The organism is Alkalibacterium sp. s-m-28 (assembly GCF_054658175.1).
In genome coordinates this window covers 20273-44217 of the sequence record NZ_BAAGIQ010000009.1, presented here as the reverse complement: position 1 = coordinate 44217, position 23945 = coordinate 20273, and the positions used below count along the sequence as shown (strand labels likewise).

Below are 23945 nucleotides of genomic sequence, written 5' to 3'. Positions count from 1 at the left end.
AAAAACCACGACATCATCGGTATCGAAGATTTGCAGGTGTCGAACATGGTGAAGAACCGCAAGTTGAGTAAAGCCATCAGCGAAGTCTCATGGTCAGAGTTCCGGACTATGCTTAAATACAAAGCAGACTGGTACGGCAAACAAGTTGTCACTGTGGCGAAAAACTTTCCATCCAGCCAATTGTGTTCAAATTGTGGCTACCAAAACAAAGCCGTTAAGAATCTCACTGTCCGTGAATGGGCTTGCCCTGAGTGCAATAGTCATCACGATAGAGATATTAACGCAAGCATGAATCTTCGCAACGAAGCGTTGCGATTAACCGTAGGGATTACGGGGTTAGCCTGATAAAGTAACCGACCGATAGGTTGGTGTTCTCAGGAATCCCCCACTTCAAGGAGAGTTAGCGAGTAAGTGGGGGTAGTTCAATGAATGCCATCGCACCCATGAATCCGGCAATGATTCCGACGAACACGCCCATATTTAGTGCCGGCGCTTCCAGAACTGATGTAAAGTACCCATCGACCGGAATCTCTGTCCCGAATAGTGTCTGCGTGATCGCTGATTAATCTGCAAGCATGTCTCCAGTGACGCCGAAAATTGCTCCGGTGATCCGATTGATCAGAATAAAACTGATTCCGGCAGCAAAGGCTCCACCAGCTTTATCTTTGGCCCAGCTTCCACCAATAGCCAGAGCAAAGAGGATATGCAGGTTTCCAATAATCGCCCACCCAATATTCTCGATTACGCTTCCAAAAGCAACCAGGGCTGTCAGGTCAGGGTTGATCAGCGGAATCGATCCACCGATACTGATCATCAGACCGGCTGCCGGCATAACGGCAATGACTCCCATCAGGGCTTTTCCGAATTTCTGCCAGAACTCAAAGTTCATTAACTTTTTCATCATTTATTCTCCTATTCTACAAGTTGACGTTTTCATTTTGTCCAACGGCTTCCACTCTATCTTTTAGAGCAAACGCTAGAGATGCGGCGCCAAGTACGCCTGCTTCGTTTTCAAGTGATGCCGTTCTGATCGCTGTGCGTGTGGCAATCGTCGGAAATGCATGGCGTTCAAAGTGCGGCGTCACGTAATCGAGCAGCAGCTGCCCGGCTCTGGACACCCCGCCCCCAAGAACAATCGTTGACGGGTTCAGGATATTGGCAATATTAGCACAAGTCTTTCCCAGATAGCTGCCCACCTTATTCAGAACATCATCTGCTAATGGATCATTTAATCTAGCCTGATCGAAGACTATTTTCGCTGTGATTGGCTGACTGTTCCATATTTTCTGAGCCAACTGTGACTCCCCGATAAACTGCTCAGCTTCTTTTCTGGCAACATTGACGATACCAGTCGCACTGGCTACTGTTTCCAGACAGCCTACCTGACCGCACGTACAGTGAAAACCGTCTGCATCGACTTTGACATGACCAATTTCTCCAGCAGTATCATGTGCTCCATGAACCAGCTCCCCGTTGACGATCACTCCGCCCCCGACACCAGTTCCTAGAGTCAGAAAGACCACATGTGGCTCATTTTGTCCGGCTCCCAGCCACTGCTCTCCCAGAGCGGCAACGTTTGCATCATTGTCCAACTCAAATGGAATTCCTAGGGCACCTTCGATTTCTTCACGGACATGGACCGTTTCAGTCCAGTTCAAATTATAGGCACCAGTCACTGTCCCTTCAGACCTGTTCACAGATCCAGGTGATCCCATTCCGATTGCTGAAATATCTTCAGCCGTAAGTGACTGTTCGCTCATTTTTTCCTGAATCGACTGTATGATTGTAGGAACGATACTGCGCCCCTTGTTATGGACAGGAGTGGGAACGGCCCACTGAGTGACCGTTTCCCCTTTCCGTGTCAGAAAGGCAAATTTAATCGTCGTTCCACCTAAGTCGATGCCAATCGCTAATTTTTCCATCCGCTTCTCCTTTGCTTAAAGAACGTAATAGTTCGGATCGTGCCAAATTTTCTGTTTGGTTACTTTATACACACGTGATTCATATGGACGCAGCGTCATGACTGCATTCTGAGCATCTGTAACGGTATAGTTGCTTAATTTCAAGTCTCCAAGCTCCAGTTCTTCACTCAGGTCCAAGTCAGTCGTCTCATTGAACAGATTGACAATCACAACATATTCCACCCCTTCGTATGCGCGAAGGTAGGCATAGACCTTGTCATGCTCCTCAGCAATAAGTTCATAATGCCCGTAGATCAGAGCAGGAGTGGTTTGTCTCATCAGAATCATCTTCTTGTAGAAATGATAGATCGAATCCGGATCATTCAGAGCCTGTTCCACGTTGATATCCGGATAATTCGGATTGACGCCGAGCCATGGTTGTCCTGTTGTGAACCCGGCTTGAGGCGCATTTGACCACTGCATCGGTGTGCGTGAATTGTCCCGTCCGTTCTTCCAGATGTATGCCATGATTTCTTCGTGCGTCGAGCCATTTTTCGTTTCAATGTTATACATGTTGATCATGCCGACATCATCGTAGTCCTCGATCGAGTCGAACTGTACATTCGTCATACCGATTTCCTGACCCTGATAGATGAATGGCGTGCCCTGCATGAAGAAATAGAATGTCGCCAAGGCTTTCGCAGAGGTTTTTCTCAGATCTGCATCATTGCCCCAGGTTGATACGCTTCTCGCCAGGTCATGGTTTTCAATAAATAACGCGTTCCATCCACGACCGTCCAGGCCTTTCTGCCAGCGGGTCATGACCTCTTTCAGTTCCTTCAAGTCAAGTCCGTCGCCATTTGCTCCCCATAAACCTAGGTGCTCGAACTGGAAAATCATGTTGAAGTAGCCTTTCTCTTCGCCTACCCAGCGGTCTGCATCCTGAATCCTTACTCCATTCGCTTCCCCGACAGTCATGACATCATAGTTTCTGATTGTACGCTCGGCAAACTCCGACAGAAACAGATCGATGCCCGGCTGATTCATGTGTCCGTCAAAGGAAGGCACGTAGTCCTTGTTCAGCGGGTTAGGCATATTCGGATAGCCGTTCTTTTTCTTGATATGTGAAATGGCATCGACTCTGAACCCGTCGATTCCCTTGTCCAGCCACCAGTTGATCATTTCGTATAAGCGTTCTCTGACCTTTGGATTTTCCCAGTTCAAGTCAGGCTGCTTTTTTGAAAAAACGTGCATATAGTACTCGCCTGTTTTTTCATCATATTCCCAGACCGACCCACCGAAGATCGACTCCCAGTTATTAATTTCGGAGCCATCCGGTTTTGCCGGATGCCAGATGTAAAAATCACGGTAGGGGTTATCTTTAGATGATCGGGATTCGATAAACCACTCGTGCTCATCAGAGGTATGGTTGATGACCAGATCCATAATGATTTTCATGCCACGCTTATGCACTTCTTCAAGCAGTTCGTCAAAATCAGCCATCGTTCCAAATTCTTTCATAATCCCGTGATAATCACTGATATCGTATCCGTTATCATCATTAGGCGACTCGTAAATCGGGCTGATCCAGATCACATCGATCCCCAGATCCTTGATGTAATCAAGCTTTTCAATAATGCCTCTTAAATCTCCAATGCCGTCTCCATTTGAATCATAAAAACTGCGCGGATAGATCTGATACGCGACCGCTTTCTTCCACCATTGCTTTTTCATTTATATTCGTCACTCCATATTCCTGAGATACTCTATACCCTGTCAATTATGACAACAGACTAATATTATCTTCTGAATAAACGGCTTTCAATACTTTTCTGCCTGTTATCGGTATCAGAATGGATATATGAAAAATGGATTAGTGAGACGTCGCTTTATGGCGGGGCACATCGATGCTGGAACATGTATTGGGACCAGTTCGAGAGACTTTTAGATACGAGTTTGATGTGGGCAGCAACTCGGAACCAGCTCGGTGGTTCGTTCCTGCTTGAGTTGATCGCAAGATCCATCTTAGAACCCACTCAGAAGAAATCATATCTCGAGTCGATCCCGCTGAGCTCGACAGATTCCCCCAAGCAGCAGACATAAGAAAAAGCAGTAAGCACCTTCTTAAATCCTAGGCTGCTCACTGCTTTTCATTCAATGTCTATAGAGCTGGGGCATACCCCAGCTTTCTTTCTTATGTCTTATTTTTCTTTTTGATCTGTCTGACCGCGACCCCTGTCAAAAGGCTCACTAGGCCGACTGCTCCGACTGTCCAGAGCATTGTTGCCGTAGAAGGAAGTCTTTCTCCATTCCGATCACCAGTTTGGGATTTAGAAGAATCGCCTTCCGATTCGGTAGTCTCCTCACCATTAGGGTCATCTAATGGACCATCTGAATGACCTTGATCGCTATCAGCTGCGGAATCTTCACTATCCTGACCAGCACCAGGATTCTCAGACGAATCAGTATGGTCTGCCGATTGACCATCACCCTCGGCATCTCTTTCTGAATCAGCTATTTCTTCTCCACCTGAGACAGGATCGTCGCCATCGGATTCCTGATCTGTTCCTGGTCCAGATTCTCCATCGGGCTGTTCCCCGTTGCCTGGGTCAGTTGCTTCTTCATCATCCTCGGTTTCTTCTACCGGTTCTTCTGAATCATCCGGTGTTTCGATTTCTTCCGCAATCAGTGACCCGTTGTCCACTGTAAGAAGTGCTGTTCCGCCGTCTGCCATGGCTGGCAATGTAAATGTGATGATCTGGCTATCCCCCGTCTCTTCAGCAGAGTACTGGCTGTCTGAATAATGATCCATCACGATGACGTCGCTGCTATCCACTCCCACAGAAATCAGCTGCTCCTCTTCGGATGTATTGAAGGCAAGAAACACTGATTCATCTTCCAGAGCCCGTTCGACAATCATCCAGTCCTCGTCTTCTGAAGTCAGGAAAGTCTCCCTCGTTCCTCTGGAAAGCAGTTCGCTGAATTCATTTCTAAATCCGATGACTTTCTGATAATGCGTCAGGATATGATTACCTTCAATCAAATCCCAGCCGAAGTCATAGCGGTTATCATACTGGGGCCAATTTGCGTCTCCTGTCTGGCCAAGCTCTTCCCCGTAGTAAATGACCGGCTGTCCTTTCGAGGTCATCTGAAGCGAGGCAGCCAGCTTAAGTTTCCCTTCATCTCCACCAACCGAATATAGGAAGCCCGGTTCATCATGACTGCCTAAAAACTGCCCAAGAGTAGCATTACTGGCTAAAACATTATTTCTATTGACTAAATGAGTATTCGCCCGCTCTATGCGTCCGTTGACGAAGTCTGCTGCATAGCTTTTGAAACTGAAATCTAGCAGACTGTCCATCATCCCTGTATTTAAATAGCCATGATCGTTCTGGTAATTTGCTCCCCAAGATTCTCCGATCAGCTTGAATGCTGGATCTCTTTCAATGAGTTCATTTTTAAAGTGCTGCCAGGTCGTATCGTCGACGTGCTTGACTGTGTCGACCCGGAAACTCGCGATCGCATTTCCATCAGCTGTTGTGGAGCGCTCGATCCAGTCTGCCTGCCAGGCTACCAGCTGCTCTCTGACGGCCGCTTCTTCTGTTAGAAAGTCCGGTAGACCCGCCAGTTCCATGGTCAAGTCTGTGCTACCGCCTTGTTCTCTAATCATGCCGTCAAAGCGTGCCCTGTCTTCGTCCGTCGGATAGCCTGCTGGTGGATCGTCCACCCCGTCGTTAGGATGCATACCGTAGCCGGCATGGTTCAGTACCACATCGACCATAATAGCGATCCCTCTGTCCGCTGCCTGGTCAATCAGGTCATGAAATTCTTCAAGCGTCCCAAGGTGCGGATTCAATTCTTCAAAATCCTTTGCCCAGTAGCCATGGTAGGCATAGTAGGTGCCGTTATCACTGCGGTATTCGACATCGTGACCCACATTTTCAACGATTGGTGTGATCCAGATGGTCGACACACCCAAATTTTCCAGGTAATCAAGGTTCTCCGTTACCCCTTTGAAATCCCCTCCCTGATATGTGCCTCGAGGATTTTCTGCCTGACTGTAATCAATGCCGTACGGATCATTGTTCGTCGGATCCCCGTCAGCAAAGCGGTCGGTAAGCATAAAGTAGATGATTTCTTCATCCCAGTCCCGTTCACCTTCTGCCTTGTTCCGCTCACTGATTGTCACGTCAGTTTGCGCAGTATAACGTCCGTTGTTTTCATCCCAGACGTTGACGGTTATTGGGTATGTTCCCGGCTGGATTGTGTGATCAGCTGATAGGGTCACCCGGTTCAGTTCAGGAGAAATAACTAGATCAGACGGTCCCCCGATCGATGAGACATCCGCTGAAATGCGTGATACCTCAAGGTCAGACTGATTATCGATCGTGACATCAAGAAGTCCGTGTTCGTTGTAGCTGAATGCCCGGCTGACTGAAGCAGACACTCTGATGTCCTCTTCTCCCTCAGATTCTTCCGGTCCGTCCTCTTCATCTGATCTGTAAAAAGGATTAGTAAAGGCTTGAGTTGGGTCATCAGCTGTGACAAAGACCTGATTCATCGTATCAAATGAGGCGAACCGTAAGTCCTCCGTCAGCTTGTCTTCTCCATCTGACAGATTAACGACTAAAAAGCCGACTGACTGGGCAGATTCATTGACTGGAAGATCGATGTAGGCTCCGTGCGGGCCGACCTGATTATTTGAAAATGGAATGGCGTCATTAGGCCACTCACTAGGCTGATTCGGTGCATCTCCCCAGAACCATACCCCGTAATCCTCATAGTTCACGGCGTCGTTTAGGTAGTGAATACGCAGAGCCGGTGTCTCAAAGTCGACTGGAACATAATAATGGACAGATCCATCAGCTCTGATCCAGACTTCTTCAACTTCCGGGAACAATGTAATGATAATGTCTTCCTCAATATATCTTGTTCCATCTCCGAATACAGGAATCAGACCGATTTCTTCAGCATCCGCCTGTATTGCAATGTCCTGATAGTAACCAAAGTCAGTCTGATCAGATTCTGAAAAAGACGAACCGGACGGCCAGGAAGACACGTCCTCAGATTTCGTCAGCACATCTCCCCACATCCATAACGAGAGATCATTATCAATTTCATCCGTTTCAAGATGTACCCGAAGCATCCGCTCAGTCTCGGCACTCACGGAGGTGAAATCGGGAAAGACATTGGCTAACGACTGAAATAGCAGTAAAAAGACCAGTAAAGCTGAAAATAATGCAGATGATTTTCTGTTCATTTACTCAGACTCCTCTTCTTTTTAGTTAACGCTTTCAATTTTGAGCAAAAAGAACTCCCCCTACGGAAGGCGTAAGGAGAGCTTTAGTTGTATTACCCTTTGGTGGCACCGGCGGCAAGACCTGAAATAAGGTACTTCTGCAGCAGCAGGTAAACTGTGGCGATCGGAATAGCGATCAGTACCGCTCCGGCAGCGAATCGGCTGAAGTTATTGGAAAACTGGGCGTTGACAAAGTTGTACAGACCCAGAGCCAATGTGAAATTTTCAGGGCTTCTCAACACGATACGAGGCAGGATAAAGTCCATGAATGGGGCCATGAAGTTGAACAGGGCCACCACAGATAAAATAGGTTTTGCCAGCGGCAGCAGAATCTGGAAAAAGATTCTGAAGTGTCCGGCACCATCCATTTTAGCGGATTCATCCAGCGATTTAGGCAGGGTATCCAGGTAACCTTTGACTAAAAAGGCATTCATCGGAATGTTTCCTCCGATATAAATCAGGATCAGTCCCCATAGGTTGTCAATAAGGCCAATCGTGTTCAGCAGGATGAATAAAGCCACCATTGCCATCAGAACTGGAAACATCTGAAGCAGAAGGAAGGCATATAAGCCGTACGTGCGTCCTCTGAAACGGTAACGCGAAAATGCATAGGCTGTAAAGCTGACCAGCAGCGTCGTTACTACCGTTACGATTGTGGAAACGAACAAGGTGTTCCGATACCACTGCAGGTAGTCACTTCTTGGATTGGTAAAAAGCCAGACGTAATTATCCAGAGACCAGTTTTCCGGAGAAAGGGACGCTGTAAATAAGTTAGATGCCGTGTTCATTGAAATGGCAAAGGCCCAGAACAGCGGATAGAAAATGATCAGGAACATGACGGCCAGAATCAGATAAATCATCGCGACTTCAAGCTTGCTTTTCTGCTTGCGCGTGAACTGTCTCTTCTGCATGCGTTCGAAGATTTTACTCATTAATAGTTCCCCTCCTCTTTAAATGATCGTGAACGACGGAACTGGAAGAAAGCGAAGGTCGCCACGATCAGTCCGAGAATCAGTGAAATTGCTGCAGCCATACTGAACTGAGAGTTGGTGAATGTCAGCCCGTAAACCCATGAGATCAGGATATCGGTACCACCGGCATTCTGTCCGCGCACAGCTGGTCCCCCTTCATTGAAGAGATAGATAATGTTGAAGTTGTTGAAGTTGAATGTGTACTGCGTCAGCAGGATCGGCCCTGTGGCAAACATCAAATGCGGGAAAGTGATTTCCTTGAATTTCTGCCAGCGTGTTGCTCCGTCCATATCCGCTGCTTCATACCAGTCATCCGAAATTCCTTTAAGCACACCGGAAAACAGCGCGTAAACATACGGGAAGCCAAGCCATACCTGGATCATGATGATCGCGATCCGGCTCCACATGACGTTAGACATCCACGGGATAGTCGTATTGAACAGTGGCTGAATGATATCTGTGTTTATTGCTCCAAAATTGTCATTGAATAATGCTGAGAAAATAATGATCGTCACGAATCCTGGAACAGCCCACGGTAAGATCAGGATCGTCCGGATGATACGTGTGCCTTTCAGTCGCTTGTCATTTGTCAGGATGGCCAGGAACATAGCCAGTCCGATAGACAAGGTCGTTGCTACGAATGTCCAAGTCAGTGTCCATGACAGAACACTGAAGAAAGTGGTGCGCCATTCCGCGATGGTCACCAGTCTGACAAAGTTTTCGAAGCCGACCCACTGCAGAATGTTTCTAGGCGGGGCATTATACAAATTGTAGTTTGTAAAAGCCAGGAAAGCCATGAAGAGCAGCGGCAGGATGACCACGAAGACCAGCAGAATGAATCCTGGGCCGATCAGAATATAAGGAAAACCGGCATCCCATGAATTCCTGAAGTTCTCCATAACGCCTCCTGGACGCCATCCGTCTCTGATTTTCTGCGCTTCTTTTTTTGCATCCTGAAGGTTGAACGTATAAAACACACCGTAGAACACAGTGAATATGATAGCTAAAATTCCTTCAATCAGGAACACACGTGAATCGTCCACTCGTGGTTCAGTTCCCAGGGTAATCAGCCCCTGTAATCCGGAAGCAATAAAGTCAAACATCATTACAGTAAAAGCTGCAAACAGGATGAATATCAGTGCACCTTTTAATCGTCGTTTATTATAAATCTGACCCATTCCTGGAATAACGGACAGCAGCATAGCTTTTTTAGGGCTATGGTCCAGATCCGCATTTACGGGACGCTTGTTTTTTTGATTTTTTCTGTCAGTAGGCATAATCTCTCTCCTTCTATCAGCCCAATATTTAAAAAGGACTTTGCTGCCTTTAAAGCATCGCTCTCTATGCATTCATTACTTTAAAGAACTAATACGAACAAGGAGATTGAGTCATCACATCTGCTCAATCTCCCCTGTTCAAATTAGTTTGATTTCACACTATATTGGGTGACTTATTGTCCCATCATTGAAATGTTGGCTTCAATATTTGCAACAGCTTCGTCCAGTACTTCCTGTACATCGTCCCCTTGCTGTACGAACTGCAGTGCGTCTCCCATTGGCTCCCAAACCTGAGACATTTCAGGAATATTTGGCATTGGGTGAGCGTTCTGAGACTGTGCGAAGATTGGTTCCATGAATTCATCGTCGATTTCTACAGCTGTGTGAGCTGGCAGTTCACCGGCAACTTCAAAGTAAGTGGTTGAGTTTTCTTCGTTAGTAATGAATAGTGCCAGTTCAGTTGCCCAGTACTCATGATCTGTGAAATAGTTGACTAACCAGCCTTTGTTTCCTGAGAAGGAGTTCAATGGCTCTCCGTCTTGAGTCGGCAGCTCTACGACTTGCAGGTTTTCACCGATTGCATCGCGGTAGTCAGGAATTGCCCATGGGCCGTCGACGACCATACCTACCTGTCCATCCATGAACAGGCTACTCGCTACTTCAAGGTCAGTCCCTGGAGGCATAAGCTCTTCGTCGAACCATGACTGAATCATTTCTACAGCGGAGACTGCTTCAGGTGTGTTTAGACCGATATCGGTTGGATCATATACGCCGTTTTCATCTTGACCGAAGATGTATCCTCCGTCAGCTGTGATGAACGGATATGTGAAGTACAGGTTAGCAGCATCCATCATGAAGCCAAACTGGCCGTCTCCAGTCAGATCACGTGCAATGTCCATCAGTTCATCCATTGTTTCAGGTGCTTCAGGTACTAGCTCATTGTTGACGAATAGAGCATATGTTTCAACGACTGCTGGGATTCCGAACTGGATGCCTTCGAAGCTGAATGACTGAACCGCTTCTTCGTTGTACTCTCCAAGGCGTTCAAGCTGATCATCTGTCAGATCAAGCTCAGCTGCCAGACCCTGCAGGTAAATATCTCCCATACGATCATGCGGCTGGAAGAAAAGATCCGGTCCTTGTCCGGCAGGTCCATCCAAGCTCATGCCGTCAAGCTGCTCAAGCATTTCGTAAGGTGTGATCTGTACATCGATGCCGTACTCTTCAGTAAAGCGCGCTGTAATTTCTTCATAAGCATCCAGCTGCTGTTCTTCATTATTAACCCACATGTGTAATGATTCTGGTTTTTCAGGAGCGTCCTCATCAGAAGCTGTATCAGTCGTTTCCTCTGCTGTATCGTCCCCTGTTTCGTCAACTGTTTCTTCTGTTGCGTCATCAGTCGTATCGTCAGTTGCCCCATCATCTCCGTTACCACAAGCAGCTAGTAAACCAACTGTTGAAAGCAGTAACATTCCTTTGTATAACACTTTTCTGTTTATCATTCTTCTTCTTCCTCCTACTTTTTACTTTTATTTATTCTGGAATGGTTTTCACTTTTACCCCTTCGGTTGCATAAAGTAAAGGTACCAGTTTACTTAGGTGTTCTGAAAGAGTGATGTAAGTGATTACAATTTAACTATATAAGGTTTTTACAAATGTTTCAATTGTTTTTTCAATGTTACCGGTATCAGGAATCACGTCACATCCCTGTAGCTATATACTGCTGCCGTCCTCTCATTTTTAACCATTAATATGAGTGTATAATGCACAACCTCTGTTCCATGATTTCCCGTTATTATCGTTTCGGTGTAACTGATTATAAATCGTATTTTTTCTGCAGACAAAAAGGCATACGCCCTTTTCTGGTTAAGATCCCGGTTAAAAAGACGTATGCCTGTCATGAATTAGCTTGTTTCCCCTGCTCTCACCGCTACGGCTTCGTAAGGGTTCAGATCCAATAATCTCCAGTCAACAACTGACCTGTTGTAATTGGTTGCCATCACATCATACTCATTTGGCATGTCGTCCAGACATACCTGCTGTTTCTCGTCGCTGATATTAGCCACAACGACCCATCTTTCCCCTCGGTACAAACGCTCGTAGGCAAAGACCGTCGGGTGATCAGGTAACAAGAGTGTATAGTCTCCCCAGACGATTGCGGGATGATCTTTTCTCAACTGAATCAGCTGCTTATATGTATGGAACACTGATTCTTTGTCTGATACGGCTTGCTCAACATTGATGCTTGTATAATTCGGCTGAACAGCGAGCCATGGTTCGCCTGTCGTAAATCCGGAATGCTCTGAACCGTCCCACTGTACAGGTGTCCGAGCATTGTCGCGCCCTTTGACGTTGATGGCATTCAGAATCTCTTCTTTTGAGTAGCCCTGCTCCAACCGTTCATGGTACATATTCCGACTTTCAATGTCGTCCACTTCATCGATTGAACTAATGAAACGGTTGGTCATGCCGATTTCTTCCCCCTGATAAATATAAGGGGTCCCCTTCATCAGATGCAGAAGAATCGCAAAGCATTTCGCACTTTCGACACGATAGGTATCATCATTCCCCCATCTTGAAACGACACGCGGAGTATCGTGGTTATTCCAGAACAGACTGTTCCATCCGTCTTCCTTAAAGGCTACCTGCCACTTGCTCAAGACTTGCTTCCATTCGACCAGGTCCAGTTCTTTCAGATCCCATTTCGACTTGCCGGGCTGTTCGTCAAGCATCATGTGTTCAAACTGAAAAACCATGGACAGCTCGTTGCGCTTAGGATCTGAATACAGTTTAGCCGACTCAGGGGTCGCACTCCATGTCTCACCGACTGTTATCACATCACGTCCCTTTAGCGTGTGCTCATGCATTTCTTTCAAGTAATCATGCAACTTAGGTCCATTGGCCGTCAATCCTTCATCCGGCAGTTTACCGATCAGATCAATGACATCCATACGGAATCCGCCAACACCTTTGTCCAACCAGAAGTTCATCATCTTATAGACATCCTGACGCATCCGTTCATTCTCCCAGTTCAGATCCGGCTGCTTCCTGCTGAATAGATGCAGGTAATACTGTCCGCTGTCTTCGTCAAGTGTCCAGGCTGGCCCGCTGAAAGCAGAAGTCAGATCGTTTGGTGCCTGTCCATCTACAGGATCGCGCCAGATATAGTAATCTCTGTAGGCGTTATCCTTACTCTTTCTGGCTTCGACAAACCAGTTATGCTCGTCACTCGTATGATTGACGACTAGATCCATCACGATTCGGATGCCTCGTTTCTGACCTTCTTCGATCAGTTCATCCATATCTTCCATCGTACCGAACTCAGGATGAATAGCCTCGTAATCACTGATGTCATACCCATTGTCGTCATTCGGAGACGCATAGACCGGACTCAGCCAGATCGCATCGATCCCAAGTTCTTTTAAGTAGTCCAGCCGGCTGGTAATGCCTGGGATATCTCCAATCCCATCTCCATTGCTGTCCTGAAAACTTCGCGGATAGACCTGATAGACTACCGCATTCTGCCACCACTTCATTCTTGTCCTCCTCAGTTCTGATTGGCTTTTTCAAGAATCGTTTTCAGATTCAGGTCGGCCGTACTTTCAACTGCGTAATCCGCTTCTTTCATCGCATCTCTGGATCCGACTCCGACAGAAAACATATGTGCGCTATTAATCGATTGTATCCCGGCTTCGGCATCTTCCAGTCCGACGCATTCTTGTGGACTGAGGTTCAGCATTTCAGCACCTCTGATGAAAATCTCCGGATCCGGTTTACCAGCTTTAAGTGACGCAGGGTCTACAATTCCGTCAAACAGATCCATGATCTCCAGCCTTTCCATAATTTCTGGTCCATTCTTACTCGCTGAAGCCAGAACCATCCCTAAATTTTTCTCTTTCGCTTCTTTCAATAGCGTATCAATACCCGGAAGCAGGTCATCTGGTGTGATTCCCTTGATGTATGCCTTATACTCCTCATTCTTCTGCGTAGCCAGTTCCTCTTTTTCCTCTTCTGTGTATGCCTCTTCTTTCCCTCCGTGCTTAAGAATCAGATCCAGAGACTCCATGCGGCTGATGCCTTTCAGTTGTTCGTTGAATTCTCTGTCAATCTCTATGCCGATCTTTTCAGCCAGACTTTTCCACGCCAGAAAATGGTATTCTGCTGTATCTGTAATGACACCGTCTAAATCAAAAATCAAACCTTTAATCATGTCAATTCCTCCTGTTTATTATATAAATGGACTAGTTTTCGCCTGGCGAAAACAGGCGACCTTATGATTACAATGGGGTTAAAAGCCGTCCAGGCGGCTTTTCTCTATTTAGAATAAGCTTTTCCTACAAAAATATGTTTGGGAGCAAACTCAGACTGATTTTTCGCCTGAGTACCGAGGCATGCAGGCACCCCTCACTAAAAAAGAAGGGGGAGAAGCCTCCCCCTTTACTTTACTGCAATTATTTTTCTATCGCATGCGACAGCGTTCCATCAAGCGTGACTTCTTTGTTGTAAAGCGTGAAGGTCAGCGCCTCCCCTTCTTGAAGAGAGAATTCGACTTCATCAGCAGTCACGTGCACAGCAATCAGACGCCCGCGGTACTTGAGCTTGAACTGATAGCCGGTCCACTGTGTCGGACAGTATGGTTCGAAGGAGAGATGTCCTTCAAGAGTACGCATGCCTGCAAAACCGTGAACGATCGACAGCCAGCCACCGCTCATTGACGTAATGTGCAGGCCGTCTTCTGTATCATTGTTGTAGTTGTCCAGATCAAGTCGGGCCGTACGCTCGTACATTTCAAAGGCTTTTTCTTTTTTGCCTAGCTCGGATGCCAGAATAGAGTGTACAAGAGGAGACAGAGACGACTCATGGACCGTCATCGGCTCATAGAAATCAAAGTTCTTTTCTTTCTCTTCCTGAGTGAACTCATGATTCAGGAAATACAGCCCCTGAAGCACATCGGCCTGCTTGATGAACGGTGAACGCAGAATCTTGTCCCATGACCAGTTCTGGTTGATCGGACGTTCTTCTGGTTTCAGTGAATCTACCGGTCGCAGATCTTTGTCTAGGAATGTATCGTGCTGAACGAAAATTCCAAGATCTTCATCCTTAGGGAAGTACATATGCTCGACAATATCCGCCCACTTATCGGTCTCGCCAGGTTCAAGAGCCAGAGCACTTAAGCGGTCTTCGGATGCTTTTTCCAGAGACGCCATCGTATAGCGAAGCGTCCAGGCTGCCATCGTGTTGGTATACCAGTTGTTGTTGACGTTGTTTTCATATTCGTTAGGTCCCGTTACGCCATGGATCATATACTGCTTGTTACGCTTTGAATAGTGGACACGGTCAGCCCAGAATCGGGAAATAGCCACGAGTACATCCAGCCCCTGATTCAGCAAGTAGGTCTCATCACCGAAGTAAGTGGAGTAGTTATAGATCGCATGAGCAATCGCTCCGTTTCTGTGAATTTCTTCAAAAGTGATTTCCCATTCATTGTGACATTCTATACCTGTAAAAGTCACCATCGGGTAAAGAGCACCTTTCAGTCCCTGTTTCTGAGCATTGATATGAGCCTGTTCAAGCTGATTGTGTCTGTAGACCAGCAGCTGTCTGGAAATTTCCTCATCTGTGATTGACAGATACATTGGCAGGATGCAGGCTTCAGTGTCCCAGTAGGTTGCCCCGCCGTATTTCTCTCCAGTAAAGCCTTTAGGTCCGACATTCAGACGCGGGTCTTCTCCGTAATAGGTCGAAAACAGCTGGAAGATATTGAAACGGACCCCTTGCTGACTGGCCTCGTCTCCTTCGATCATGACATCAGCATTTTTCCAGCGCTGTGCCCATTCTTCTACGTGAGCTTCTTTCAAACTCGTATAGCCTTTATCCTTTGCTTCAGCAACGATGCGTTCAGCAGCATCGATCTGATCGGATTCTTCTACATCACGACTCGTAATGACAGAAACCAGCTTAGTCAAAGACACTGATTCCCCTTCAGCTAGCTGACCGGTTACATGCTCTTCCACCTTCATTTCAGAGTCCGCCGCTGATTCAGTTGTTAGGCCTTCCGTCAGATTCGCCATCATCATGGTCACGGTGAATCGGTCCGTTCCGAAATTGTTTTCGATCGTCTTTGTTGTCAGATAGGGATATGGAGACAGGCCGCGATTTCTTTCCAACCAGAACACTTCATCATAGTTGCTGTCTTCATTCACCACATCACCGTCCAGATGAGGGATCAATTCAATTGAGGCATCACCTTTTTGACTGGTCGCTTCTACATGAATGACGGCCAGCTCTTTAGTAGCTGCACTCACAAAACGTGAGAAATTAAAGGCAATTGCCTTTCCGTCCTTTTCCCATACGAAGGACCTGTTCAGGATTCCTTCTTTCATATCCAGTTCCAGGGTGTAGTCCCTGACTTCATCGACAGCCAGGTCCATCTTATGCCCGTCGATCAGCACTGTGACCGGAATAAAGTTAGTCGCGTTGATCACTTTTCCGAAATACTCTGGGTAGCCTATTTTCCACCAGCCTACTCGCGTCTTGTCCGGATACCAGACTCCAGCTAAATACGTTCCGATATGAGTATCTCCAGAGTAACCTTCTTCAAAATTTCCACGCAGACCCATATAGCCATTTCCAATTGAGGTCAGGCTTTCCTGTACGCGCTTCTTTTCACTCACATCTGTAGAAATGACCTTCCACGGGTCCACCTTTGCAATACGTTCCATACATTACACGTCCAATCCTAATCATTTATAGTTCGTCTATTTTTTTATCGCTTCCATCAGAACCTTACGTTTCTTGGCCCGGTCACGTTTTTTCATCAGGCGTTTTTTACGTTCTTCTTCATTATCTTCATAATAAAAGACTGAAAATCCATTGTGACTGAGCAATGTTTCATCTCCATCAGCAATATCATTCAGATGGAACACTTTCTTTGCCCCACGCGGAATGAGTGGCAGGAATGCTTCCTCTTCATCCTGATTGAAGAAGAAATACAGTTCTCTGTTGCCGAGTTTACGTTTGAATCCCAGGAACTGTTCATCGTCTCTCACGTCATGCCACTCTGTTTCACCGGAAATAAGGATGTCTGAATACATTTTACGGAAATGAATCAGTTCTTTAGTGAAGGCCAGCATATCATGATCCTGTTTATCTTCATCCCAGATCATGCACTTGCGGCAGTCCGGATCCATTCCCCCGTCCATACCGATTTCTGTACCGTAATACATGCATGGTGCTCCCGGTTGTGCATAAAGGAAGGCCATGGCAGATTTCACCAGATTCTTGTCATTGCCTGCTTTCGTCAGCACACGCGGTGTATCGTGGGAATCCAGCAGGTTGAACATGACTTCAGTGGTCTGCTGGCGGTAAAGCATCAGCTGACTGTTCAGGCCGGATACCAGTCTGGTCGGTGACAGGAATTTCTTGAAGAAGTAATTCTCGATCGTATCGGTAAAGGCGTAGTTCATCACTGCATGAAACTCATCGCCGTTCAGCCAGTTCTGAGAGGAGTGCCAGATCTCTCCCAAAATATACAGATCCTCTTTGATTGCCGTTGTTTCTTTGAAGAAACGCTTCCAGAAGAAGTGATCGACTTCGTTAGCGACATCCAGACGCCAAGCATCGATATCGAATTCCTTGATCCAATAAGTGGCTATATCCAGCAGATATTCCTGTACGTCAGGGTTGGCCGTATTCAATTTAGGCATGTGTCCAGTAAATGCAAACGTATCGTAATTCACCCGTCCGACATTTTCCAACTCTTCTGTGCTCAGGTCGGCAACATCATCGACCGGGAAAGAGTGAATATAGAACCAGTCTTTGTATCTGGACTGATCCTGATTTTCCAGGACATCCAGCCACTGAGGAGAATGAACTCCCACATGATTGAATACCGCATCGATCATGATTCGAATGCCTCGGCTGTGCGCTTCTTCCACGACTTTCTTGAATAAGGCTTTGTCTCCGAAGTCAGGATCGATTTCTTTATAGTCAATAGTGTCATATTTGTGGTTCGAATGAGCTTTGAAAATCGGTGTGAAATAAATGCCGTTGATGCCCAGATCTTCCAGATAATCCATCTTATCGAGGACCCCCTGCAGATCTCCACCGTAAAAATCATCTCTCGATGGATGCTCCTTGCTTCCCCAAGGCAGTACGCCTTCAGGATCATTGGTCGGATCCCCGTTGGCAAAACGTTCCGGGAAAATCTGATACCAGATGGTTTCGCTAGCCCACTGGGGTGCACGGAACGCATCGATTTCATGAATATAAGGCACTCTGAAATAGAAGTTCATCTGGCTCAGGAAAATCTCCTCGAAAGGATAGACACCCTGATCGGAATAGAAAATCTCGATTCCGTCCTTGCCGATAACTCTGAATCCGTATGCCATGCGCTTGGTCGGTTCATGTGTGTCGATCATCCAGTAGTCATGCATGTTCGTTGAAGCAATTTTTTTCATTTCCTTCCCGTTCATGAACCACTTTTGCTGGTCCAGTGAATAGGGGTCGCCACTCAGCAGTTCAACGGACTGCACATCATTCGCTTTCGTCCGGATTCGGATATGATAATGCCCACGCTCATACAGATAAGCGTATTCGCTCTCGGCACGGTGATAAATTGCAGCTGTGTCCATATTAAAGTCTCCTTTTAACTAGTGTGTTTCTGATAAATTGAGTCGCTCGTTCCCGCTTTCATTAAGCGGTTCCATCTTGATTCTAGCATCCACAGGTAATTATACAAGCAGTTTTAAAGTGTTATCGGTAACAGAAATCAAAGCGCTGACCTCTGCCTGATTATAGCGTCCGGAAAATTAAAAAACTGAGTGACACTCATCCCATCTCCGACAGACTCAGTACATCATAAAATACCCCTGCTCCGCATCAGGCCACAACGAAGGTGGTGAAAAGATAATCATACCTTAATTATATTAAGATAATGGATCTAAAAAAGTAGTTCTTTCAGGGTTCAGGACACTTGAAGATCGGCTGGAAATAGCCACAGCTATTTCCTTTCTACATTAGAGAATTGATCAATTCCTTATTACTTTTCTGCCATTCTTGTCATCGACCGATTCTCTTTGCAGTTCAGATATTTCCATGCTATCTAAAATGTAACTAGGCCTGCGCCTAGTTATACCTTATTGAAGATCCTTTTGTACATACTACAGATAGGACAATTCTACTTATAGTTTAGTTCCTATTCGGGAGAATAAACTGATGCTAGAAAGGCTCTAGTTCCACTTTATTTTTGTAAAATCTTTATTGCTTCCGCTAGAGGGCTTCTCGTTTCACTTTCAGGTCCTACTTTTTCAGGAACTATAACTAGATCCGCTCTACTTACAGTTCCTCGCCCAAAGCAAAAGCTGACCTCCAGCTAGACACGCGCTAACTAAACTAATCTCCATATCTTCTAGATCGAACTCCATCTAGCACTTCTTCAGACCCCTTGTCATATTCTGCCAAACAGATTTTTGAACAAAAAAAGGACTGAAGCCAGTCGTGCGCTTCAGTCTTACCCTTTGATTACAGGTTTTTCACTTTACTTCGGGCTGATTCCGGGTCGTTCCGCCCAGCTTCAGTTCAGTTTCAAAGAGCTCGTTTCCTTGAGACTTGCCATTTTCTTTCACCTTGTTCAGAACCATTCGGGCACAGGCTGCACCCATTTCGGCTGTAGACTGCTTGAGGGTCGTCAGGTGTGGATAGGCGATCTGATCCAGGAACACGCCGTCGTGTCCAATGACGCCATAGTCGTTGGGGATATCAAATCCCATCTCCTTGATTTCCCGGATAACACCCAGCCCCAAACGGTCGGATGCGCAGAGGAACAGCGTGTTCTTAGGGAACCGATCAAGATTCTCCCGGATAAATGCAGCAGAATACCTCGAGCGGTTTTCCAGACGGTAGACATTTTTTTCCAGACCATGTGCATCCATGACTTGAGCATAGCCTTTTTCTCTGGCATGGGCAAAGGGCTGATCGACATCAATACCGATATAGACGATCTTATCGTAGCCGTCCTGAATAGCATATTCTGTTGCTTGTTCCATACTCTTCTGATTGTTGCTGTCGACAAAATCGTAGCCGATATCATTCTGACCGTAGATCACTGTCGGCTTCTTCAGACTTTCCACGAGTTCCTTGTGTTCATCACGCATGCCGCAGACGATATAGCCGTCGGAATCCCCGATCTGCACGTTTTTATGGGTGAGAAGCTGAAGGCTGTACGCATACTTATCCAGCTCATTCGCAATACCAGTCAGCAAAAACATGTAGTACGGTTCAGTGGTATCCATTTCTTCAAGGATAAGCAGTTTAATAATTTGAGTTCGGTTATTAGCCAATGCTTTGGCAGCAATATTCGGCCGGTAGTTCAGTTCCTGCATGGCTTCATAGACCAGCTGCTTCAACTCATCGGTCACTTGTTCCGGGTGATTGATGACACGGGAAACAGTCATTTTGGAAACATTGGCTTTTTTTGCAACATCATTTAATGTGACCAAATGTGTTCTCCTTTCTCTTTCTCAATCTTTCGTTTCAACTATTCACCCTACATTATAACAAGAATCGACACACTCTTTTAGTTTTTTTCAATGAAAACTGTGAACTTTTAAGTTCCGCCCGATTCACCTCGGATAACCAAACAAAACTAATCAGATTACCTCATTAAAGCGCATCGACCAGAAGGAAAGTCAGAACTGTAATGATCACAGTAAAGAAAGCCGTCAGCCAGAACATATTGTAGTCATACTCTTTGTCTTTATGTACTTTATCGATAACAGCTACCCGATTCATGGCACACACAATAGCACAGATCGGCATTGAAAGAGTAGCCAGCATCATCAAAAATGAAAAAATCATCGTCTCTCCTCTATGCTCAACTTGTTCTATCACAATTACTAGCAAAATAGGGAAGGCTCCAGTTATCAGCCTCCCCTACCGTTCAACTAGCTTACGACTTTCTCGACCACTCTGACCTCGTAAGGCGCCAGATCAAGTGTCCCAGATAATGGAGAATTGGTCTGCAGATCTGTTACATCTTCCCTGATCTCAATCGCCTGCGTTTCTTCAGTGAAGTTCATGATGAAGATTGTCTGTCTGCCCTCAGCTTCTCTTGCCTGAACAGAGACGCCTCTGTTATGTCGGATATCCAGCGGAGCTTTCAGACCAAGCGCATCGATCAGTTCGCCGTAGAATGCTTGATGAAAGGCATCGTCAAGACGGGCTCCGATATAATACGTCTGTCCATTATGGTACTCATTTCGAGTAACCGCTGATGTCCCCTTGTAGAAGTCTTCTTCATAAGTTCCCAGCGTTTCAGCTCCAGCCATATTCATAAGTGTCGCATAGTCTCTCGCTTCATAGGACTGACCTTTGTATGAGACATAGTTTCGATCCGATGGATAAAAAGTATCCGTTTCAGTCGGTTCGATTCCAAACATCTCTTTCAGCGGGCCATACCAGCCGCCAAGATACGTCAGATCAGACTCGTTAACTAACCCCGTGATGTAGGTACCAACCAGCGTTCCACCGTTCTTGACATAAGCCTGAAGCTTGGCTACCGTTTCTTCAGACACCATGTAAAGCATTGGAATCAGAAGAATTTTATATTGATCCAAGTCATCTTCTTTTGACAGTACATCTACCGCAATGTTTTTTTCCCAGAAAGCCTGATAATGTTTCTGAAGGGTTTCTCCGTAATGCTTCGTCTTCAGTCCGAAGCCTTGAGCATCTTTCAGTGCCCAGTCACTTTCCACATCATACAGAATGCCGACATCCGCTTTGCGCTGGTATCCGACGACATGATCCGACAAATCTTCCATTGCCTGACCGAGCTGTGCCACTTCCTTGAAGACCCTGTTTTCGCTGGACCGGTCGTGATCGACGACAGCTCCGTGAAACTTTTCCGATGACCCGCGGGACTTGCGCCACTGGAAATACAGGACGCTGTCTGACCCATGTGCGAGCATCTGCATGGAAGACAGGATATGCATTCCTGGACGTTTGGCTTTGTTCACATCATGCCAGTTGACCAGGCTTGGTGTCGACTCCATCAGCAGGAACGGCTGATGCTTCATATTGTAGAAGTGATCATTTAAGAAGGCGACACGTGAGGCCAGCGTCGGTGTATCTTCCTGATCATTATGCCAGGCCGGGTAGGCGTCCCAACTGATGACGTCCACTTCCTTGGCAAACTGACTATAATCAAGTGCAGTAAACGGCACAAACTCCGGATTGTCCGACATGAAGTTTGTTGTTATCGGCACGTTTGGTGTTCGTTCTCTCAATGGAACGATTTCATTTTTATAAAAGTCGATTGTCTGATAAGACACAAAGCGACGCCAGTCCAGATTCATGCCGTGAACAGCACTTTCCCCAATCGGTGAAGGCGACTCGATCTGATCCCATTCTGTTATCGTATGGCTCCAGAACGGCCCCCACCACGCGTGATTCAACTTGTCCAGATCGTTGTCATACTTATTTTTGAGCCAGTCCCGGAAATTCTCCTGACACAGCCCACAGTGACATTCTCCGCCGAATTCATTTGATATGTGCCACATCAGCAAAGCAGGGTGATCGCCATATCGCTCCGCCAGCAGGGCATTCATTTCCTGCGTTTTTCTTCTATAGTATGGAGAAGAAAAACAGTGGTTATGACGCGCCCCATGGAGCTGCTTGCGTCTGAGCGAATCGACACGCAGCACTTCAGGATGATTCTTTGACATCCATGCCGGCCTTGCCCCACTCGGAGTGGCCATAATAAAGCGCCCATCGATCGATGCGATCCGTTCAATGACTTGATCGAGCCACTCGAAATGATATACGCCTTCTTCAGGCTCCAGCGCCGCCCAGGCAAATATTCCGATAGAGAAGGTGTTGGTGTGCGCTTTTTTCATCAGCTTAACGTCTTCTTCAAGTATATCCGGATAGTCCAGCCATTGGTCCGGGTTGTAGTCGCCGCCATGGAGCAGGCGCTTGTCGTCAGTTACTCTTATTCTATCCACTTGTTATTCCTCTCTTCCCACTACTTATTGTAATATGTTTTCAGTTCATTGATCAGATCATCCGCTACATTCATCAGGTAACCCGCCTGTCGTCGGTCTCTCATTTCATCTTTCAGGCAGGCAAGGTAGTCGAGATGATGCTTGTCCAGCAGTTCGCAGTCTTTGTCACTCAAATACTCATTGAGATTTCGAGATTTAAGATAGGTTGGAATGTCCATCCTCCAGGTACTGGACTGCGTCGGATAATGAAGGAGCAGTTCTTCTGCCCGGACGATGCCTTCTGGGGTAAAGTTCCCGATGAAGCGAATGTTGAATCCGCTGTCCTCGATCCGGTCAAAGACTTCCCAGATGGCACAGGTCCACTCTTCTTTTGTACAGATCATCGGTATCGAAGGCACCTCATCCAGAATGCGGGTAAACAGCTCGGGATCATCTACGACATAAACGATGCCGGTTTCGTGAGCCGGATAAACCGCCGTCAGCTTGATCACTTCTCTCAATGGAACAGTCAGCACACTTCTCGAATGTACTGCTGCTTCCCACATTGGATGATACCCGGTCTGAGTCTCGGCAAAGAGATTGGCCACCGTAACAGAATCAGAAATATCTTCTCTGAACAAGTTGAACTCCTTCAACAGCTTGTCTTCATTTTTTCTGTTTTCAGGCAGACGGATCGGTTCGATAGCATGCAGGCGTTTCGTTTCCGCCAGAACATGCAGCCACAGTTTTCCTAATGGACTGGAAGGCTGAAAAGCATCAGCGTCCAATGTGATGATCTGACTGAAAACAGATAGGCGGATCGGTCGACTCGGAAGCAGACGGATGCCTTCGGATAAGTACAGCACATGCTGTTCAAACTGATGGCTCGACTCCTCTATCATATCGTGGATCCATCTTACATCTCGGCTATGGGTGCGCAAATAAGCCAGCCAGTCTTTCAGGAGGGAAAATTCCTTTTCCAGCGTTTTAAGATACAGCGAGCGTTCTTCTTTAGTAGATAATGTCAGCAGCTTTTCGTCAAAATAAGCCTCCAACAACTGTGTAAGATCAATTCCATTGAATGGCGGGCTATCCAGTTTCCTGTTGAAGGCTTCAAGGTCAACTCGGCCTTTGATTTTAAGTGAATCAATGGATACTTGAAAAAAATGAGCAATGGACTCCAGCTCTATAAGAGAAAATCCATCCAACTTAACGTGTCCTTTGATTCTACGATGCGTAAGCAGTTCATCTCTTAACAGCTTGAACAGTTTATCCATTCCAGGCTGAGATTCAAAAAACTGAATCGCTTCATTCAAGTCAGTCATTTTCAGACGTAACTCCTTTCCTGCGGGTGATTTCCCTTACATCTTACCACTAAACCACCCTGTTCTGCATTTTTTTAACAAATTGTGACAACACTCTCATTTTTTTCATTTTTAACATGCATTTAACCCTTCACCAATCTCCGGCTTGTGATAAGATACTTGTAATGACGCATTTTTTATAAAAATCGCATA

14 protein-coding genes and 2 pseudogenes are annotated in these 23945 nt (G+C 46.3%); 1 reads left to right on the top strand and 15 read right to left on the bottom strand.

Annotation, left to right across the window (positions count from 1 at the left end; translation table 11 throughout):
- A partial coding sequence (locus tag ACYQ4S_RS02755; protein WP_459769225.1) for an RNA-guided endonuclease TnpB family protein occupies window positions 1-345 on the top strand: 345 nt, incomplete at its 5' end.
- A gap of 82 nt (window positions 346-427) precedes the next feature.
- Here the strand turns inward: ACYQ4S_RS02755 and ACYQ4S_RS02750 are convergent.
- From ACYQ4S_RS02750 to ACYQ4S_RS02680, 15 genes and pseudogenes are all read right to left on the bottom strand, one after another.
- Window positions 428-901: pseudogene (locus ACYQ4S_RS02750) on the bottom strand (PTS transporter subunit EIIC); the annotation flags it as partial.
- Between the two features lie 16 nt (window positions 902-917).
- Window positions 918-1922 (bottom strand): ROK family glucokinase, encoded by a 1005-nt coding sequence (locus ACYQ4S_RS02745; protein ID WP_346023887.1) that lies wholly within the window; start codon window positions 1920-1922, stop codon window positions 918-920.
- A 15-nt stretch (window positions 1923-1937) separates the two neighbouring features.
- Window positions 1938-3635, bottom strand: coding sequence for a glycoside hydrolase family 13 protein (locus tag ACYQ4S_RS02740; protein ID WP_459769223.1), 1698 nt, complete (start codon window positions 3633-3635; stop codon window positions 1938-1940).
- A gap of 460 nt (window positions 3636-4095) precedes the next feature.
- A complete protein-coding gene (locus ACYQ4S_RS02735; protein WP_459769221.1) occupies window positions 4096-7161 on the bottom strand; it encodes an alpha-amylase family glycosyl hydrolase in 3066 nt (1021 codons plus the stop codon).
- A 92-nt stretch (window positions 7162-7253) separates the two neighbouring features.
- Window positions 7254-8132 carry a sugar ABC transporter permease gene (locus ACYQ4S_RS02730; RefSeq protein WP_346023892.1) on the bottom strand — a complete coding sequence of 293 codons (879 nt, stop codon included), beginning with the start codon at window positions 8130-8132 and terminating at the stop codon, window positions 7254-7256.
- The gene (locus ACYQ4S_RS02725; protein WP_459769218.1) at window positions 8132-9448 is read right to left on the bottom strand and encodes a carbohydrate ABC transporter permease; all 1317 of its coding nucleotides are present in this window, start codon (window positions 9446-9448) and stop codon (window positions 8132-8134) included. Before ACYQ4S_RS02725 ends, ACYQ4S_RS02730 begins: the two co-directional genes overlap by 1 nt.
- Window positions 9449-9621: 173 nt before the next feature.
- Complete coding sequence (locus tag ACYQ4S_RS02720; RefSeq protein ID WP_459769217.1) at window positions 9622-10950, bottom strand: sugar ABC transporter substrate-binding protein; 1329 nt, start codon at window positions 10948-10950, stop codon at window positions 9622-9624.
- A gap of 402 nt (window positions 10951-11352) precedes the next feature.
- A complete protein-coding gene (locus ACYQ4S_RS02715) occupies window positions 11353-12984 on the bottom strand; it encodes a glycoside hydrolase family 13 protein (protein ID WP_459769215.1) in 1632 nt (543 codons plus the stop codon).
- 11 nt (window positions 12985-12995) lie between these two features.
- On the bottom strand, window positions 12996-13658 hold the full coding sequence (gene pgmB, locus ACYQ4S_RS02710; RefSeq protein ID WP_459769213.1) for a beta-phosphoglucomutase: 663 nt from the start codon (window positions 13656-13658) through the stop codon (window positions 12996-12998).
- A 241-nt stretch (window positions 13659-13899) separates the two neighbouring features.
- Window positions 13900-16170 (bottom strand): glycoside hydrolase family 65 protein, encoded by a 2271-nt coding sequence (locus ACYQ4S_RS02705; RefSeq protein ID WP_459769211.1) that lies wholly within the window; start codon window positions 16168-16170, stop codon window positions 13900-13902.
- Window positions 16171-16413: 243 nt separating this feature from the next.
- Window positions 16414-18081 (bottom strand): annotated as a pseudogene (locus tag ACYQ4S_RS02700) (glycoside hydrolase family 13 protein); the annotation flags it as partial.
- A gap of 900 nt (window positions 18082-18981) precedes the next feature.
- Complete coding sequence (locus ACYQ4S_RS02695; protein WP_459769209.1) at window positions 18982-19947, bottom strand: LacI family DNA-binding transcriptional regulator; 966 nt, start codon at window positions 19945-19947, stop codon at window positions 18982-18984.
- A 163-nt stretch (window positions 19948-20110) separates the two neighbouring features.
- Window positions 20111-20305, bottom strand: a complete 195-nt coding sequence (locus tag ACYQ4S_RS02690) for a hypothetical protein (RefSeq protein ID WP_459769208.1) — start codon at window positions 20303-20305, stop codon at window positions 20111-20113.
- 86 nt (window positions 20306-20391) lie between these two features.
- Window positions 20392-22449 carry a beta-galactosidase gene (locus tag ACYQ4S_RS02685; RefSeq protein ID WP_459769206.1) on the bottom strand — a complete coding sequence of 686 codons (2058 nt, stop codon included), beginning with the start codon at window positions 22447-22449 and terminating at the stop codon, window positions 20392-20394.
- Window positions 22450-22469: 20 nt separating this feature from the next.
- Window positions 22470-23753 (bottom strand): TIGR02679 domain-containing protein, encoded by a 1284-nt coding sequence (locus ACYQ4S_RS02680; protein WP_459769204.1) that lies wholly within the window; start codon window positions 23751-23753, stop codon window positions 22470-22472.
- Between the last annotated feature and the right edge of the window lie 192 nt (window positions 23754-23945).